This is a genomic window from Anaerosporobacter mobilis DSM 15930 (assembly GCF_900142955.1).
Taxonomy (GTDB): domain Bacteria; phylum Bacillota; class Clostridia; order Lachnospirales; family Lachnospiraceae; genus Anaerosporobacter; species Anaerosporobacter mobilis.
The window spans coordinates 197,778-213,678 of the sequence record NZ_FRCP01000013.1 but is presented as its reverse complement, the minus strand read 5'-3'; the positions used below and the strand labels follow the sequence as shown (position 1 = coordinate 213,678).

At 34.2% G+C, this 15,901-nt stretch carries 17 protein-coding genes and 7 tRNA genes; 22 read left to right on the top strand and 2 right to left on the bottom strand.

Annotation, left to right across the window (positions count from 1 at the left end):
* Window position 1: 1 nt before the first annotated feature.
* The 9 genes from BUB90_RS13560 to BUB90_RS13520 all read left to right on the top strand — a co-directional run bounded on the left by BUB90_RS13560 (window position 2) and on the right by BUB90_RS13520 (window position 2,178).
* Window positions 2-76, top strand: a tRNA-Pro gene (locus BUB90_RS13560).
* Window positions 77-83: 7 nt separating this feature from the next.
* Window positions 84-154, top strand: a tRNA-Gly gene (locus BUB90_RS13555).
* Between the two features lie 31 nt (window positions 155-185).
* Window positions 186-257: transfer RNA gene (locus BUB90_RS13550), tRNA-Gly, on the top strand.
* Window positions 258-289: 32 nt separating this feature from the next.
* Window positions 290-363 (top strand) — tRNA-Arg (locus BUB90_RS13545).
* 24 nt (window positions 364-387) lie between these two features.
* Window positions 388-459, top strand: a tRNA-Gln gene (locus tag BUB90_RS13540).
* 38 nt (window positions 460-497) lie between these two features.
* Window positions 498-570 (top strand) — tRNA-Lys (locus BUB90_RS13535).
* Window positions 571-626: 56 nt separating this feature from the next.
* Window positions 627-706 (top strand) — tRNA-Leu (locus BUB90_RS13530).
* A 386-nt stretch (window positions 707-1,092) separates the two neighbouring features.
* Window positions 1,093-1,581 carry a deoxycytidylate deaminase gene (locus BUB90_RS13525; RefSeq protein ID WP_073288618.1) on the top strand — a complete coding sequence of 163 codons (489 nt, stop codon included), beginning with the start codon at window positions 1,093-1,095 and terminating at the stop codon, window positions 1,579-1,581.
* 33 nt (window positions 1,582-1,614) lie between these two features.
* Window positions 1,615-2,178 carry an NUDIX hydrolase gene (locus BUB90_RS13520; RefSeq protein ID WP_073288616.1) on the top strand — a complete coding sequence of 188 codons (564 nt, stop codon included), beginning with the start codon at window positions 1,615-1,617 and terminating at the stop codon, window positions 2,176-2,178.
* A 182-nt stretch (window positions 2,179-2,360) separates the two neighbouring features.
* Here BUB90_RS13520 and BUB90_RS13515 read toward each other — a convergent pair whose 3' ends face one another.
* A complete protein-coding gene (locus tag BUB90_RS13515; protein ID WP_139241768.1) occupies window positions 2,361-2,843 on the bottom strand; it encodes a hypothetical protein in 483 nt (160 codons plus the stop codon).
* A 209-nt stretch (window positions 2,844-3,052) separates the two neighbouring features.
* On the opposite strand from BUB90_RS13515, the gene BUB90_RS13510 reads away from it, so the two are divergent.
* The 4 genes from BUB90_RS13510 (at window position 3,053) to BUB90_RS13495 (ending at window position 6,524) form a co-directional block, all read left to right on the top strand.
* Entirely contained in the window at window positions 3,053-3,583 is a 531-nt protein-coding gene (locus tag BUB90_RS13510; RefSeq protein WP_073288612.1) for a PadR family transcriptional regulator, read from the top strand.
* On the top strand, window positions 3,573-4,271 hold the full coding sequence (locus BUB90_RS13505) for an MBL fold metallo-hydrolase (RefSeq protein ID WP_073288609.1): 699 nt from the start codon (window positions 3,573-3,575) through the stop codon (window positions 4,269-4,271). Before BUB90_RS13510 ends, BUB90_RS13505 begins: the two co-directional genes overlap by 11 nt.
* 176 nt (window positions 4,272-4,447) lie before the next feature.
* Window positions 4,448-5,380 (top strand): alpha/beta fold hydrolase, encoded by a 933-nt coding sequence (locus BUB90_RS13500; RefSeq protein ID WP_084139256.1) that lies wholly within the window; start codon window positions 4,448-4,450, stop codon window positions 5,378-5,380.
* Between the two features lie 271 nt (window positions 5,381-5,651).
* A complete protein-coding gene (locus BUB90_RS13495) occupies window positions 5,652-6,524 on the top strand; it encodes a YitT family protein (RefSeq protein WP_073288665.1) in 873 nt (290 codons plus the stop codon).
* Between the two features lie 55 nt (window positions 6,525-6,579).
* On the opposite strand, the gene BUB90_RS13490 is transcribed toward BUB90_RS13495, so the two are convergent.
* Window positions 6,580-7,152, bottom strand: a complete 573-nt coding sequence (locus tag BUB90_RS13490; protein ID WP_073288607.1) for an N-acetylmuramoyl-L-alanine amidase family protein — start codon at window positions 7,150-7,152, stop codon at window positions 6,580-6,582.
* 169 nt (window positions 7,153-7,321) lie between these two features.
* Between BUB90_RS13490 and BUB90_RS13485 the strand changes: the two genes are divergently transcribed.
* The 9 genes from BUB90_RS13485 to BUB90_RS13450 all read left to right on the top strand — a co-directional run bounded on the left by BUB90_RS13485 (window position 7,322) and on the right by BUB90_RS13450 (window position 15,872).
* On the top strand, window positions 7,322-7,831 hold the full coding sequence (locus BUB90_RS13485; protein ID WP_330393793.1) for a response regulator transcription factor: 510 nt from the start codon (window positions 7,322-7,324) through the stop codon (window positions 7,829-7,831).
* Window positions 7,832-7,840: 9 nt separating this feature from the next.
* Window positions 7,841-7,987, top strand: a complete 147-nt coding sequence (locus tag BUB90_RS24305) for a winged helix-turn-helix domain-containing protein (RefSeq protein ID WP_334292894.1) — start codon at window positions 7,841-7,843, stop codon at window positions 7,985-7,987.
* A 105-nt stretch (window positions 7,988-8,092) separates the two neighbouring features.
* On the top strand, window positions 8,093-9,493 hold the full coding sequence (locus BUB90_RS13480; protein ID WP_073288605.1) for a sensor histidine kinase: 1,401 nt from the start codon (window positions 8,093-8,095) through the stop codon (window positions 9,491-9,493).
* A gap of 347 nt (window positions 9,494-9,840) precedes the next feature.
* A complete protein-coding gene (locus BUB90_RS13475) occupies window positions 9,841-10,902 on the top strand; it encodes a GTP pyrophosphokinase (RefSeq protein ID WP_073288602.1) in 1,062 nt (353 codons plus the stop codon).
* Between the two features lie 222 nt (window positions 10,903-11,124).
* The gene (locus BUB90_RS13470) at window positions 11,125-12,159 is read left to right on the top strand and encodes a M23 family metallopeptidase (RefSeq protein WP_084139262.1); all 1,035 of its coding nucleotides are present in this window, start codon (window positions 11,125-11,127) and stop codon (window positions 12,157-12,159) included.
* Between the two features lie 47 nt (window positions 12,160-12,206).
* Window positions 12,207-12,833: a histidine phosphatase family protein gene (locus BUB90_RS13465; RefSeq protein WP_073288597.1), complete on the top strand. Its 627-nt coding sequence runs from the start codon at window positions 12,207-12,209 to the stop codon at window positions 12,831-12,833.
* 52 nt (window positions 12,834-12,885) lie between these two features.
* Window positions 12,886-13,482 carry a Maf family protein gene (locus tag BUB90_RS13460; protein WP_073288595.1) on the top strand — a complete coding sequence of 199 codons (597 nt, stop codon included), beginning with the start codon at window positions 12,886-12,888 and terminating at the stop codon, window positions 13,480-13,482.
* 141 nt (window positions 13,483-13,623) lie between these two features.
* Window positions 13,624-14,298: a response regulator transcription factor gene (locus BUB90_RS13455; protein WP_073288593.1), complete on the top strand. Its 675-nt coding sequence runs from the start codon at window positions 13,624-13,626 to the stop codon at window positions 14,296-14,298.
* On the top strand, window positions 14,295-15,872 hold the full coding sequence (locus BUB90_RS13450) for a sensor histidine kinase (RefSeq protein ID WP_073288591.1): 1,578 nt from the start codon (window positions 14,295-14,297) through the stop codon (window positions 15,870-15,872). Before BUB90_RS13455 ends, BUB90_RS13450 begins: the two co-directional genes overlap by 4 nt.
* Window positions 15,873-15,901: the final 29 nt, after the last annotated feature.

Genomic DNA, 15,901 nt, shown 5'->3' with positions numbered 1-15,901 from the left:
ACGGGGTGTGGCTCAGCTTGGCTAGAGCGCTTGATTTGGGATCAAGAGGTCGCAGGTTCGAATCCTGTCACCCCGACTTATATGCGGGTGTAGTTCAATGGTAGAACACTAGCCTTCCAAGCTAGATACGTGGGTTCGATTCCCATCACCCGCTTTGTATATGAATTAAATATACGAAGTAATACGCGCGAGTGGCTCAGTGGTGGAGTATCGCCTTGCCAAGGCGAGGGTCGCGGGTTCGAATCCCGTCTCGCGCTTATCTTTATCTAATTTTTTAGATAAAGATTGTGTGCTACTAGCTCAGTTGGATAGAGCAACGGCCTTCTAAGCCGTGTGTCGGGGGTTCGAATCCCTTGTGGCACGTTACTAAATGTAATGTTTAGTTATTGGGCTATCGCCAAGCGGTAAGGCACAGGACTTTGACTCCTGCAGTCGCTGGTTCGAATCCAGCTAGCCCAGTCAGAGTATTCTCTGAACAAAATCAATAATTATAAAATGGGATATTAGCTCAGTTGGTAGAGCACTTGACTTTTAATCAAGTTGTCCGGGGTTCGAATCCCCGATGTCTCATTAAAGACAGAGGTGAAGAGAACCCCGTGGGTTCAGAATCCCCGATGTCTTGATATGCGGATGTGGCGGAACTGGCAGACGCGCTAGACTTAGGATCTAGTGGGAGACCGTGCAGGTTCAATTCCTGTCATCCGCAGTAAATAGGTTCTTAAATTTTGAATTCAAGATTTAAGAGCTTTTTTTGTGTTATTTAGCTATGTTCAATTACGTATATATGATACAATAGTTAAAATTGACTTATCACTTGCGTTAGTAGAATGCCGTCTCTTTAAAATGTATTGTTGGTGGAATGGCTGAAAGTAGTTTCATTGATAGAAGAATTGTAGTTTGAACGGTAGATAGAGGACATTTAGTGATGGTAAATATAGAGTATAAGGTATAGAGGACAATTAATGATGGTAAATGTAGTGTATAAGCTATATAAGAAAAAACGATTGAAAAATCGATAATCAATCAAAAAATCGAAATGAGAAAGATGATTTGAAAATGCCAATATGATAATATGAAAGTAGGAGAATAAGTATGGAAAGAAGAGATAAGATTAACTATTATCTAGATTTAGCAGAAGTTGTTTCAAAAAGATGTACTTGTTTAAGACGGCATTATGGAGCTGTAATTGTGAATAATGATGAAGTAATATCAACTGGTTATGTAGGTGCTCCAAGAGGACGAAAGAACTGTTCTGATTTAGGAATATGTATTCGTGAGAAGATGAAGATACCAAGGGGAGAAAGATATGAGCTCTGTCGTAGTGTTCATGCAGAGGCAAATGCTATTATTAGTGCATCTAGAGAGGTTATGTTTGGTAGTTCGCTATACCTTGTTGGATTAGATGCAGTAACAGGTGAATATGTTCAGAATTCCAATAGCTGTTCTATGTGCAAGCGACTGATTATCAATGCGGGTATTGAGAAAGTATATATTCGGGATACAAATGAAGAATTCAGAATGGTTGAGGTAAATGATTGGATTGACAATGATGAATCACTAGATGGAACATTCGGATATTAATAATTTAGGAATAGATAATACGGAGGATAGTTTATGAACTGGATTGATGAGATACGTAATTATAACCCTTTTAATGAGCAAGAGAAGCAAGATAAGAAAGTGGCACTAGATTATATTACTACGTTTCCTAACATACTTACAAGAGAGAATGAATTTGCACATATGACAGCTTCCTCTTGGATAGTTAATAAGGATAGAACAAAGGTCTTAATGATATTCCATAATATCTATCAGTCCTGGGCATGGACTGGTGGCCATGCAGATGGCGAGGATAATTTGCTTAATGTTGCCATCCGAGAAACAATGGAGGAGACTGGAATCAAGAATATTAAGCCACTTCAGGAGGATATCTTCTCATTAGAATTGTTATGCGTGGATGGGCATGTGAAGAGAGGAAAATATGTATCATCGCATATACATATCAATGTTACATATCTACTTGAAGCAGATGAGTCGGAAGCATTAGCTATCAAAGAAGATGAAAACAGTGGTGTAAGATGGATTGATATAGATGATGCTGTACAGATAAGCAATGAACAAAATATGAAAGTGGTATATACTAAATTAAATAAAAAGTTAAAGTCAGTAACTATTTAAAAATTTAAAAGCTGTTTAAAAAATTAGAAGCTGTTTAAGATAAATGTAAAAGCTATTTTTTATAAAACCAGAAGCTAGTTAGCAATAAGAAATTGAAGATTTCAGAAGCTAACTAGGATTGGATTCGTTCATCAAAAGAAGACATTGTAGATTAATTATGCAATGTCTTCTTTTTTCTTAATTTATTTAATGAGATACGGCGTTTCAATCAGTACATTATCCCAGTCATCGATAATAGTGTCAAAAGCAAAATGAATACGAATTGTTGGTAGATAGGCAAATAATTTAAGATTTGAGGTATATCTAACCTTATCTAATAGAGAAGTGCTTGTATAGTCAATCTCATAAGAAAAGTTATAATTACCGTCAATGTCCGTGTGAGAGGTTCTGAAAGAACCATTGTCAGAAGATAAGATTGTAATTGGAATATAGGAACAAGGAATATGATAACCCATATCATCAATTAGATAAAGGTTACCTGTAATATACTGCAGCATAGTATTTTTCATTTGACTATTATACGTAATTTGGTGATGAAGGATGTATCGATGATGCTGCTGATATGCGGTATGCGTCGATTCCTTTGTGTAAAGGATATGAGGTGCCATGTTAATTGTTACATCAGAAGTAGTGTTTTGGGTTTTGAAAGCGAGGCATTGTTCCATAGCGTTCAACCTTTACAATAATTATTATACTATAGTATATTGGAATATTGTTGGTTTGTGAGTACAAATTCTGGTTATATTAGGTAAAAAAAGTATTGACATTAATTGGTTTTCAGATTATGATACAACTATAAATATATCGGAGCGATATATTTATAGAATTATAAGTATCCATGAATGGATAGATTAATGATAGAAAGGTTGGACAGATGTTAGAGTACATAGTGTTAGGTATGGTAAATTATGAGGATATGACAGGATATGATATTAAGAAATACATAGAAAGTGGAATAAGTGTTTTTTACAAAGCTAGTTTTGGTAGTTTATACCCTATTCTAAAAAAGCTAGCAAACAAGGGGTTAGTAGCCATGTATGAGAGTAATCATGGTGATAGAAAAAAGAATTATTATCATATAACTGATGAGGGAAGGAAAGCGTTTGAGATTTGGTTAGAGACACCTATTATGATAGACGATGGGAATGGAACGCAGCTTGTTAAGATATATTTCTACGATTTATTACAGGAAGATAAACGTAGAGAACTGTTGATCAGATATCGTGAAAACAATGTTACGTATCTAAAGGGACTGTATGAACTTGAAGAGCAATATGTAAACACTAGAAACAAAGATTGCTATTATTATAAACTTTCAGTTTTATATTATGGAATACGTATTATTAAAGAAACTATCAAATGGTGTGATGACATTATCGAAAGGAAGGATCTAAGTGAAATATGAAATTAATCGTATTGATCTACAAGGAGTTAATAGTTATCTAATTAAAACAGAGAAAGGGAATATATTAGTAGATTCAGGCGGTCCAATGTTTTTAGATAAGGCTTATAATAGTAGACGAGAGCAAATCGTAAATAAGCTAACCGAACTAAGTTGCACGAAAGAAAATCTGTTATTAATTGTACTTACACATGGAGATTGTGATCATAGCTATAACGCAAGGTACCTAAGTGATTTGTATGAGGTACCTATAGCGTTACATAAAGAGGATGTATATCTAGTAAACCAATTAACATCAGAAGCTATATTGTTAAATTGTAAGTATAAGAGTATTAAGTACCGGATTATCATGAGATTTATAAAACCGATTATGAAAAAGGTGTCTAACAAGATAGCGTCTGCATTCGAGGGATTTTTACCAAGGGTTTCAATTGAAGATGGAATGCGATTAGATGAGTATGGTTTAGAAGGTACAATCGTACACATTCCGGGTCATACCAATGGATCAATAGCAATAATTACGGATCAGGGAGACTGTATCGTTGGCGATACTTATGCTAATCTTAAAAAACCTGAGCCGGCAATGAATGCACTTGATTTTAATCAATTAACTAATAGTTTGAGGAAGTTATCTACCTATACTGTTAAAAAGATGTATCCAGGGCATGGAGCTCCTTACAGGATAGAATAATTACTACTGTGTTAGAGGTATCTAATTGAATGCCTTTCAAAAATGTAAGATTAAAGAGGGAATTGTAAGCCGAAATTATGGTTATACAATTCCTTTTTTGGCATAATTAGTATATAAGAGGTTAGATTGATGACGATTAAAGATACGTCACCAGTCCGAAACAAAGGAGTGATTCGATGAAGAAATGTAAGCAAATAGGAAAAAATCTTCTCTTTTGGGTACCAGTGATTATTGTTAGTTGGCTATTTTTTAATTATGTAGAAACAAATTATGAAAAAGGAATTTATAAGGCACCAGGTGAAATGGTAGAAGTGTACGGGAATAAGATGCACATATATAGTAAAGGGAAGGGTAGGAATACAATTGTTTTGTTACCCGGTCTTGGAACTGCAGCGCCTGTATTGGATTTTGCGCCCTTAGTAAATGAATTATCTAAGAAGAATCGTGTAGTGGTAGTTGAACCTTTTGGATATGGTTATAGTGAGAGAACGAGTAGAGCGAGGACAGTAAAGAATATAACAGAAGAGATTCACATGGCACTTGATAACATAGGTATTAAAGATAAAGTAGTTTTAATGCCACATTCAGAATCAGGTATTTATTCTGTCTATTATGCAAATCGGTATCCTGAACAAGTGAAGGCAATTGTTGGTATTGATTGTGTACTGCCTAAGATGAAAGATTATATTGGTGAAGCTTATAAGAAGACAACAAGAGCGATGAAGTATGCTGATATTTTAGGAGTACCAAGAATGGAAGTAACATTTCACTCTGAAAAGTATCTTCCTGATAAGAGTATCGATGCTTATTCGAAGAAAAACAGAAAAATTATGAAAGCTATTACTATATGGAATCGTTATAATGAAAATGTATTAGAGGAACGAGAGTATCTAAAGGCTAATATAGAAGAGACAGAGAAAATCAAATTAAAGGATGAACTACCAGTAATGTTTTTTTATGTTAGAGGAAGTAAAGAGGCAGAAATTTATAACGAATATACAAGACATTTAGTTTATAGTGAAATGGCTGTGATTGAAGGCAATCATTATCTCCATTGGGATCATTATAAGGAGATTGCCAAAATGACTATAGACTTTCTTAATAAATAGAGTGAAACATAATTTTGCAAGTTTTATGTTTACAAATTGCAAAATGAATGGTATTATCATATTGGTGATGATTATGAGAAAGAAGAATAAATTAAGAATATACTATATTAAGGTATTAAAAAGATACGATAGGAAACAATTTTATATAGATAATTAAAGCAGACAGATGTCTGCTTTTTTTGTGCTTTACTATGGCGCAGTAATAGAGATAATGAGCATAGATAGCTATTTTAATAAAGAGATTATTTTGGAGAAGAGGAGAGTTTGCATGATGAAAAATTCACGGAAAAAATATTTGAAGAACCTATTTTATATACTATTAGGTAATACGATCTACGCTGCCGCAATCGTGATGTTTATTTTACCGAATAATTTAATAACGGGAGGGACGACGGGACTTGCATTATTCTTCAATCATGAATTCAACATTCCGATAACAGTATTTGTCTCTATATTTAACTTGATAATGTTTCTACTAGGATTCTATGTACTTGGTAGGAAGTTTGCATTAACAACGGTAATAAGCACATTCTATTACCCGTTTATATTCGGAATATTAGAGCGGATACCTGAACTTAGAGGAATTACCAATGACCATATGTTAGCTGTAATCTGTGGTGGTATAATGATTGGATTTGGAATAGGAATTGTAATACGAGTGGGTGCATCAACGGGGGGAGTAGATATTCCACCACTTGTATTGTATAAAAAATTCGCGGTTCCCGTTTCTGTATCATTATATGTGATTGATTTTACAATCTTATTGTTACAAATGCTCTTCTCAAACAAAGAACAAGTTCTATATGGAATATTATTAGTGGTAATCTATACAATTGTTTTGGATAAAGTCTTACTACTTGGAAAATCACAGCTTCAGGTTAAGATAGTTAGTAAGAATTATGAAGAAATTAATGATATGATTATTAATCAATTAGATCGTGGTTCAACCCTTCTTCATGCAGAAACAGGATTTTGTCGTAATGATAATTTAATGGTATTGACTGTTATTAGTAATAGAGAGTTATCAAAATTAAATCAACTTGTTATGGAAATTGATCCCGATGCATTCGTAATTATAAGTCAGGTTAATGAAGTAAGAGGCAGAGGGTTCTCCACGCAAAAAGTTTACGTAAAAGAAACGTAGATAAAAAACAATTTTTCTTCGATAATAGATAATCGAAGAAAAATTGTTTTTTTATTTATATAGGTTCTAAACCAAAGTATACTAGTAAGCCTTCATATATAGCATAGGCAAATTGATATTGATCATCACGCAATTTTTGTGCATCTTCGTAGTTAGTGATGTATCCCATCTCTACTAATATAGCAGGCATAGTAGTTCTACGAAGGACATATAAAGAAGGATTAATACGTACTCCATTATCTCTTGTACCAACTCTGTTTACGATAGCATTCAATACATATTCTGCAAGATAGTATGCTTGAGAATATGCACTTTCTACATAAATCTCCGTACCATTATAGCTTGGATTCTCACTGGCATTACAGTGTAGACTTATGAAATAATTTGCTGGCCAGCTATTAGCCATCTCAACTCTAGTTTGTAAGCTTGAAGTATTATTATAGCCTAAGATTTCGGTGGGACTAGTTCGTGATGTTCTAGCTTCAAATCTTGAATCATTATTGAGTATGTCTGCGAGATAAATTCCTACGTTGTATGTTATATCTTGTTCACGTAACCCAAAACCCTCAGCACCTGCATTAACGGTTTCAGGGTTGTGTCCTTGGTCAATGAATATTTTGATTGGCATGGGATTCTCCTCTTTTATTAATAATAGTATCTCTGCTTTATTTTATTCAAATAATGAATTATGGTGTTACTTACTTTACAACTATTAAATGGATAATTGCAACAATTTTGACACTTTATGTAGCTAAGCTTGTTTGTGAACAAGCTTAAAGTAGGAGGACTGCTTTTATATGAAGATTTTATTAGTGGAAGATGATAAGCGTTTGAGAAAACTTATACATGACATATTAAAAAAGGAAGGATATCAGGTAATAGAAGCTGGTGATGGTAGTGAGGCACTAAAGATATTCTTTGAAGAACGAGAAATTGAACTAGTTATACTTGATATTATGTTACCTTTATTCAATGGGATAGAAGTTTTATCTCAAATACGTAAATATTCAGAAGTACCTGTTATCATGCTAACAGCATTAGGCGGTGAACAGGATGAAATTAAGGGGTTGAATACAGGCGCGAATGATTATATATCAAAACCATTTAGTTATGAAGTTCTAGTTGCACGCGTGAATGCCATTATGAGAAAGAAGATAAAAGAAAATGAGAGTATAATTAACGAAGGGGATATTCAGGTAAATCAGCTGACTTATGAAGTTAAAGTAGCTGAGGAAACAGTGGATTTAAATCGTAAAGAATATCAGCTATTAATTTATTTAATTATGAATAAAAAAAGTGTTCTTTAAAGAGATCAGATTCTAGATCAGGTTTGGGGCTTTGATTATGAGGGGGACATGCGTACGATAGATACGCATATAAAAACCTTACGAACGAAACTGAAATCCTGTGGACAATATATTCATACCATAAGGGGGGCTGGATATATGTTTGATCCTAGATAGACAATTGTGTAACTCTCTAATGCACATTGGTATGTCAATAAACATTACAAAGGTTTCGTAATTGTCTATTGAATTATTTATTAATAAGGGGGTAAGAGTGAAAGAGTGAAGACGATTGAAAGAAAATTGTTAGTCGTATTTGGCGGGTTTATTATTGCTATAATTTTAGTGGAATTTATTACGAATAATTTCCTTTTAGAGAAATATTATATAAATGAGAATAAAGAAGACTTTGTCCGGATTGGAAATGAGTTAAGCAACTATTATGATGAGAATCTGCGAGATTTTGAAGAATACATTATATCTGTAGATAAGGAAGAAGGTATTAGTGTTTTCGTTATCGATTATGCTGGTAACATTCAATATACATCAAGAACAAGGCGCTCTTATGAAGAAATATCAAAGCGAATGCGCGAGATTGCATTACAGAATAAGGACATGCAGGGGTATACTTTTGGAATATTTGAAGATACTTCTTCTTATAAAAGTAATTACAAAATTACTCTAACAAAGAGATTGGAAGATGGCAATTATCTGATTCTAAGAAAATCAATAAAGGGTGTTCAAGATAGTGTAGATATTGCAAACCAATTTTATATCATGGTAGGTATATTCATTGCATTAATTGGTGGTGGAATAGCAATCTATCTATCCAAAAGAATTACGAAGCCAATTATTGAGATGAGTAACGTGGCAGAAAGCATTGCAAAACTAGATTTTAGCAAGCAGGTTTATTATCATGCGCCTGATGAAATTGGTCAGTTAGCCACTAGTATCAATACCATGTCGTCTAGGTTAAGTCAAAACATCAATCAACTCAGAGAAGATATTGAACATAGAAAACAATTGTTCCGAAATATTACTCACGATTTAAAGACACCGATTACTGTTATTAAAGGATATGCAGAAGGACTACAACATTCAGTGGTAGATAACATAGAAGATATACAAGATTATTGCAATGTAATTGTTGATGAGTGTAATCAAATGAATGCGTTGGTACACGAAATCCTAAGTTATTCGGAACTTGAGTGGAGTAAGACAAATGTAGATAAAACGAGTTTCTCGCTCGTTACATTAGTGAATGGATTAGTAGAAAGATATGAGAATATTATGAAGACAAAAGGGATTGACTTTGTGGCTCGTATCGATGTAAGTGGAAGAATCTATACAGATTATCAATTGTTAGAACGGTTATTGAATAACTATATAATGAATGCAATGAGTCATGTGAATGATTGTAAGAAGGTAGTATTAACGGTAAAAGAAGAAAAAGAGTTTGTAGCAATTGAGGTATTTAATACTGGAACCCCTATATCAGAAGATGAGGAGAGTAAGATTTGGAAAGTATTCTATAAGGGGATTGATTCTGCTAATTCTGAGAGTAATAGTCATGGATTAGGATTATCTATAGTGAAGACAATATCGGATATCTTACAGCTTACTGTCGGGCTTAGGAATGAAGGAGAAGGAGTTAGTTTTTATGTGTTATTGCCAAAAAACTAACTTTGACAAATTTATTTCACAAAAGTTTCACAAATACAGTATAGGATAAAGGTATAATAATATCTGTTCAAAGGAGGGTTGGAAGGCAACAGATATATACTCAAACTCAAACCAATATTTAAATTTTATTTACTACCACTTTAATCTGTTTTTGGTTCAGTGGTAGTATTTTTTGTTATTATTCAGCACCTTTTTTAACTTTATGATAGGAAGTACTTACTGATATTACTTGCAGTAATGGCAATTTTTGAATATAATAGATATGAGAGGTCATGTGTTTTAGGAGTATGAACTATGTGAAGGGATACTTTTGAATGGCTTCACATTCAAGAGGTTTGGAGGTTAGCATGAAGAAGGATATCTATATCTTAAAGAAACAATTCTTTGAATTAGCGGATCAATATGAGAAGTTAGCTAAGAACTTGGTAGAAGCATTGAAGATTCTACTGACAGAGATTAATGTTGGTTATCTTACGATTGATTATCGGATTAAGAGTTTTGATTCTTTTCTAAAAAAAATTGAACGTAAGAAATTTGATTCACCATTTGAACAGATAGAAGATATCTGTGGAATACGTATTATCTGTTATTACCGTAGTGATATAGAGAAAATTTGTGAGATTATCAGCAAAGAATTTCAGATATTAGAGAGTGAAGATAAAGAAGAACTATTAGATGAAAACGAGTTTGGATACCGTTCACACCATTTTATTATTAAAGTTAAGGATGAATGGTTATCTACACCTAACTATAGAGATTTTGGAAAACTAAAAGCAGAAGTACAGATTAGAACCAACCTTATGCATACTTGGGCAGAGATAGAGCACAAGTTAGAATACAAAAGAGATGATGACATTCCAGTGAAATTTAAGAGAAAATTTTCAAGAATTAGTGCTATGCTTGAGGAAGCAGATGAACAATTCGAAGAATTGCGTGCTGAGATTTCTAAGTATAGACAAGAGATGCTATTCAATGTAATGGAAGAAAATTTCAACTTAATGGAGAGTGACCAGATCAATATGGATACCTTACAAGTATTCATGGATTACTTCTTCAAGGGTCAAGAAAAGAATACAAGATTGACGAGTGAATTGGTATCGGAACTCAAGCAGTTACAATTAAGTATCGGTGATTTAAAAGAGTATTACGACTTATGCAATCAGTACCTAGAATCGGTTGAATTTGATACAATGCAACATTTTGACGATAATTATAAATGGTATCAGGTAAGTTCACTACGTACGATGCTTGAGCTTTGCAGTAAAGAATATTATGAGAAGTTTGGTATTCGTAAGGATATGAAAGAGATAATTAAGAAGTATCGCAACATTATGAAGCAAGGTGATAATGAGAATAAATCAACGGATTCAGCAACTTTATTAACAAGGAAAAACGAATCAAAGGAATAGTGAATTATATTTACTCATACTATAGTAATATCTTTAGCATGAGAGGTAAGTATGAATCGGTTATTTCGAATAAAACAGGGAATCTTATGTGAATTGTTTGTGGTGCTTGTTGCTACCTCTTTCCTTATATATGACAAGGTTTCGAAACGTACACTTGCTACGATTGGTCAGACGAGTGAAGTAAGTGTGACGACAGATATAGAAGGGGAAGAGGAAGCTGGAATGTCTGGGGAAAGTAGTGATACAGACAATCAGAGCACTGAGCAACAGAATACAGATAAATCAGAAGATTCCAGTAAGGAAGAAGAAAAAAAGGAATTTATTAAATGGGTTGAATTCAATGTGTCATATGAAGCCCTTGATCAGGCGTATCAATATGATGTGGAATCTTATGAAAAAGAAGTACATGTGAACTGGATTGAATTGCTAGCATATCTAGGTGCAACGTATGGTGGCGAATTTAGGAACTACAAGAAAAGTGATATGAATAAGCTAGTAGAGCGTCTTCAAAATAAAGAAGAGACTATGACGTCCATTACTGCAGACATGAAGTATTATTCCTATTACCTAGAAGCATATACAGCGGTTTTAGGTGGTTTGGTAGGAGAGTATGAAATCCAACAGAAGAAAGATGACACGTCAGAAGAGCTTGTTTGGGTTAAGAAATATGGTTTGAAAGCCTTCTTACCTATTGCAAAGAATTTTCCATATAGTGATTACGATGATTTTGGTGTTTCTAGGTCATATGGGTATAAAAGAAGGCATCTTGGACATGATATGATGGGCCAGGTTGGAACACCAATTGTTGCAGTCGAATCGGGGTATGTTGAGGCGATTGGTTGGAATCAATATGGCGGATGGCGTCTGGGTATACGGAGTTTTGATGGTAAGAGGTATTACTACTATGCACATTTAAGAAAGAATTTCCCTTATAATAAAGCTCTAGAAGAAGGCAGTGTCGTTCAAGCAGGTGATGTAATAGGTTATCTTGGTAGAACGGGATACAGTGCGACAGAGAATGTGAATAATATTGAGACTTCGCACTTACATATTGGTTTACAGTTGATTTTTGATGAGTCGCAAAAAGAAGGTAATAACGAAATTTGGGTAGATTGCTATAACCTTACACGTTTTTTATACAGAAATCGTTCAGAGACAGTTAAGAATACAGATACCAAGGAATGGAATCGAATCTATAATATCAAAGATCCAGCTGCAGAAGAATATAAAAAGATGCAAGGCAAGGTAATAGACTGACAGATTCATATAGAGATAAAACACACTGCCATATGCAGGAGGATACAATGAACATATATCTTATAAGACACGCAAGACAAAACAGTAAATTATGCAATGTGAATGTGGAGTTATCAGTAGTAGGACGAAAGCAAGCTGATTTACTTGGAAAACGTCTTGCCAATTACCAAATAGAGGCGTTATATTCAAGTCATTATTATCGTGCAAAAGAGACAGCAGAGATTGCGAATACACATCTTCACGTGAATCATGAAATCCGTGAGGAGTTAAGAGAGATTGATTTTGGTGATTTAGAAGGAAATACAGATTCTTATAATCAGGATCGATATGGTGATTTTTTAAAAGAAAGATCTGCCATGACTAGTGATCTAGCTTTCCCATCAGGAGAATGTGGAGCAGATGTATGGAACCGTGCAAAGCATGTATTAAATGAGATAATTTGCACAGACTATAAGAATGTGGCAATCGTAACACATGGTGGTACAATTCGTTCTTTAGTAGCAGGGGTATTAGGAATAGATCAAGCAAACAAGTTACAATTTGGTCTTAGCCTAGAGAATACAAGTATTACTCAATTGGTCTATCATAGAGAAAGAAATCGTTTATATCTAGAGCGATTTAATGATTATGCACATCTTGAGCAAGAGCCAGAATTGTTGCGTAGAAATTGGTAGAATAAGAACAGGTCAAATGCACCACTTTTGACCATGTAAACGGAGGATGAATATGTACAATATAATTTTAGCATCAGGATCACCCAGAAGAAAAGAAATCTTAGAACAAGTAGGAATTCCATTCACAGTGCAAGCTAGTAATAAGGAAGAAGTTATTACGGAGAATGAGCCTGTGAATATAGTTAAGGGCTTAGCATCAATGAAAGCAAATGATGTTGCAGAGAATGCAAAGATACATGACGTGATTATTGGTTGTGATACGATTGTAGCTTACAATAATCAGATTATGGGAAAACCAAAGAACGAAGAAGATGCAAAGCTAATGTTACAGTTATTGCAAGATGATGTTCATGAAGTGTTTACTGGTGTTTCTATAATCATCAAGATGGCAGCAGAAGATGGTTCTATATGTGACAAGGAAATCAACTTTGCTGTTGAGACAAAAGTTTATGTGAATGCCATGAGTGAAGAGCAGATTGAAGCGTATGTCGCAACAAAAGAACCTATGGATAAAGCGGGAGCTTATGCAGTTCAAGGTAGATTTGCAGTGCATATTAAGAAGTTAGATGGCGATTATTATAACGTAGTAGGGCTTCCAATATCAAGACTATATGATGTCTTGTTAGAAGAAGGCGTACTTGCCAATTAGATAGGCTATAAGTTAATAAAAAATATCTCTCAAAAGGGAACTACTTTTGAGGGATATTTTTTATATTTAGGTTTGACCATATTTAAAAAATATGCTACAATCTTGGCAAAATGAGTGGTAAAAGTAGGAAGGGAAGAGGGAATGGCACGTATATTGTTTTTAGAAGATGAACCTACGATTAGGGAAGTAACAACAGAGTATTTTAAGATTGCTGGATATGAAGTTTTTGCTGTAAGCGATGGGAAAGAGGCTATACATGTGATTGACGAAGAAGTGTTTCAGGTAGCGGTGTTAGATATCATGGTTCCAACAATTAATGGTATGGAGGTATTAGCATATATACGTGAAAAACATCCGGATATGGCTGTCATTATGCTGACTGCATTAGAGGATGAACAAACACAGGTGAAAGCATTCAACCTCTTCGCAGATGACTATATAGTAAAACCATTCTCACCGATTCTATTAATTAAAAGAATTGAAACTGTTCTACATCGTATTGGTCAAACGAGTCGTAAATCCACAAGTAATAATGAATTATTAATTGATGCAGATGCTTATCAAGCATTCTATAAGAATGAATCCTTATATCTTACGGTAAGTGAGTTTCTATTACTGAAGACACTCGCGGGTGAACCAAGTCGAGTTTTCAACCGAGAACAGTTGATTGAACGAATCTTTCATGAAGATACGTTTGTAAATGACCGAATTATTGATGCACATGTAAAGAATCTTAGAAAAAAGCTCCCAGATAATTATATCAAAACAATTATTGGAGTAGGGTATCAATTCAATAAGGGGGAGGGAAATAATTGAATCTATCGAAAAAAACATTCCTATATAGTATCACTCTTGTTACATTGTTGATTTCTCTAATTATCGGATATTTTATATTCATGTTACCCTCTCTTTATGTAGATCGTATGAAGAAGAATTATTTCGATGAAATAGTTCGTGTACAGAAACATTTTATAAGGGACCAGAATTATGATTCTATAAAAACAAGTAATCCTACAGGAACGTTTTCCTTCTCTATACCAGAAGAAGGAGATTCAATCTTCGTATATAATACATACCTATCTATGGAAGTGGTGATAGATGATAGTCAATTACTTGAGCTGTTTCATGATACCCGTGAGAAACTATTAGCAGCAAATGAAGGAGATTTTGATGTAGATGAGATTGCGAAGCAGAAGTTTGATTTCAACTTTGAGTACATAGTGCAGTTAATAAAGAAAGCTTGTACAGAGAACAAGGAATTACCAATACATATTGAGGGATTGCAAGTAATCGATACGAATGAATTTACACAAGTTTCTGAAAAGTACACGTTAGTAGGGGAGGACTTAGTCGTGTGCCAGTGGGATGGAACAGATGGTTCCAATTACTATACTTCCTATGTAGCTTGTAGTATCAAAAACGGAAGGACATTAATCACATTACTTCCGGTTATGACACCAAGAATGTCAGAGATTCGGCCTGTGGTATTACAGAGTTTACCCATGATTATTGTTGTAACTATTCTAGTGATTCTACTTGCTACTCAGGGTTTTGCTAGGAGAATTATTAATCCAATACAAAAACTTGCTTATCATGCAGATTATGTTAAGAAGACAGGAAACCTAGAAAAGGAAAAAGAAATTGCAGCAGGAGAAGACGAGATTGCATTATTAAGTCAGAGTTTGAATGCTTTATATGAACAGTTAAATCAAAACTACCAAGAGCTTGAGAAGTCCAATCTCTTGTTACAAGAACAGAATGAGAGGCAAGAAGTATTCTTACGTGCATCTTCACATCAGTTAAAAACACCAATTGCAGCGGCATTGTTACTTGTCGATGGAATGATTCAAAAGGTTGGGAAATATAGCAATAGCGAAACATATCTGCCAAAGGTAAAAGAGCAGTTGAAATCTATGCAGAGGATGGTTGAAGATATTTTGTACTTAAGTCACTGTGAAGGTAACATGAAGGTAGAGCTTATCAAAGTGGAGGAGATTCTTGTAGCATGTCAGGCTAGCTATCTCATTCAATTGGAAGAAAAGAATCTAAGGATAGAACAAAAGATTATGCCAGTTTGTGTAAAAGCGGATGGGGAGATTCTCTATAAGATCATCGATAATCTCGTATCCAATGCGGTTAAATATGCAGATTGTAATACTAAGATTTGTATAACCTTAGAAAATAATACGTTATATATTCATAACAAGAACGAAGGAATTCCTCTAGAATTACTTCCTAATATCTTCGAACCTTTTGTATCAAGTGAAACAAAAGAAAAAGGACATGGACTTGGTCTCTATGTTGTTCACTACTATTGTAAGCTATTTGGATACCAGGTGAAAGTTAATAATGTGGCTGGCGGAGTAGAGGCCACACTTAAATTCATATAACATCTACATAGCGTCTTCATATGAAATTC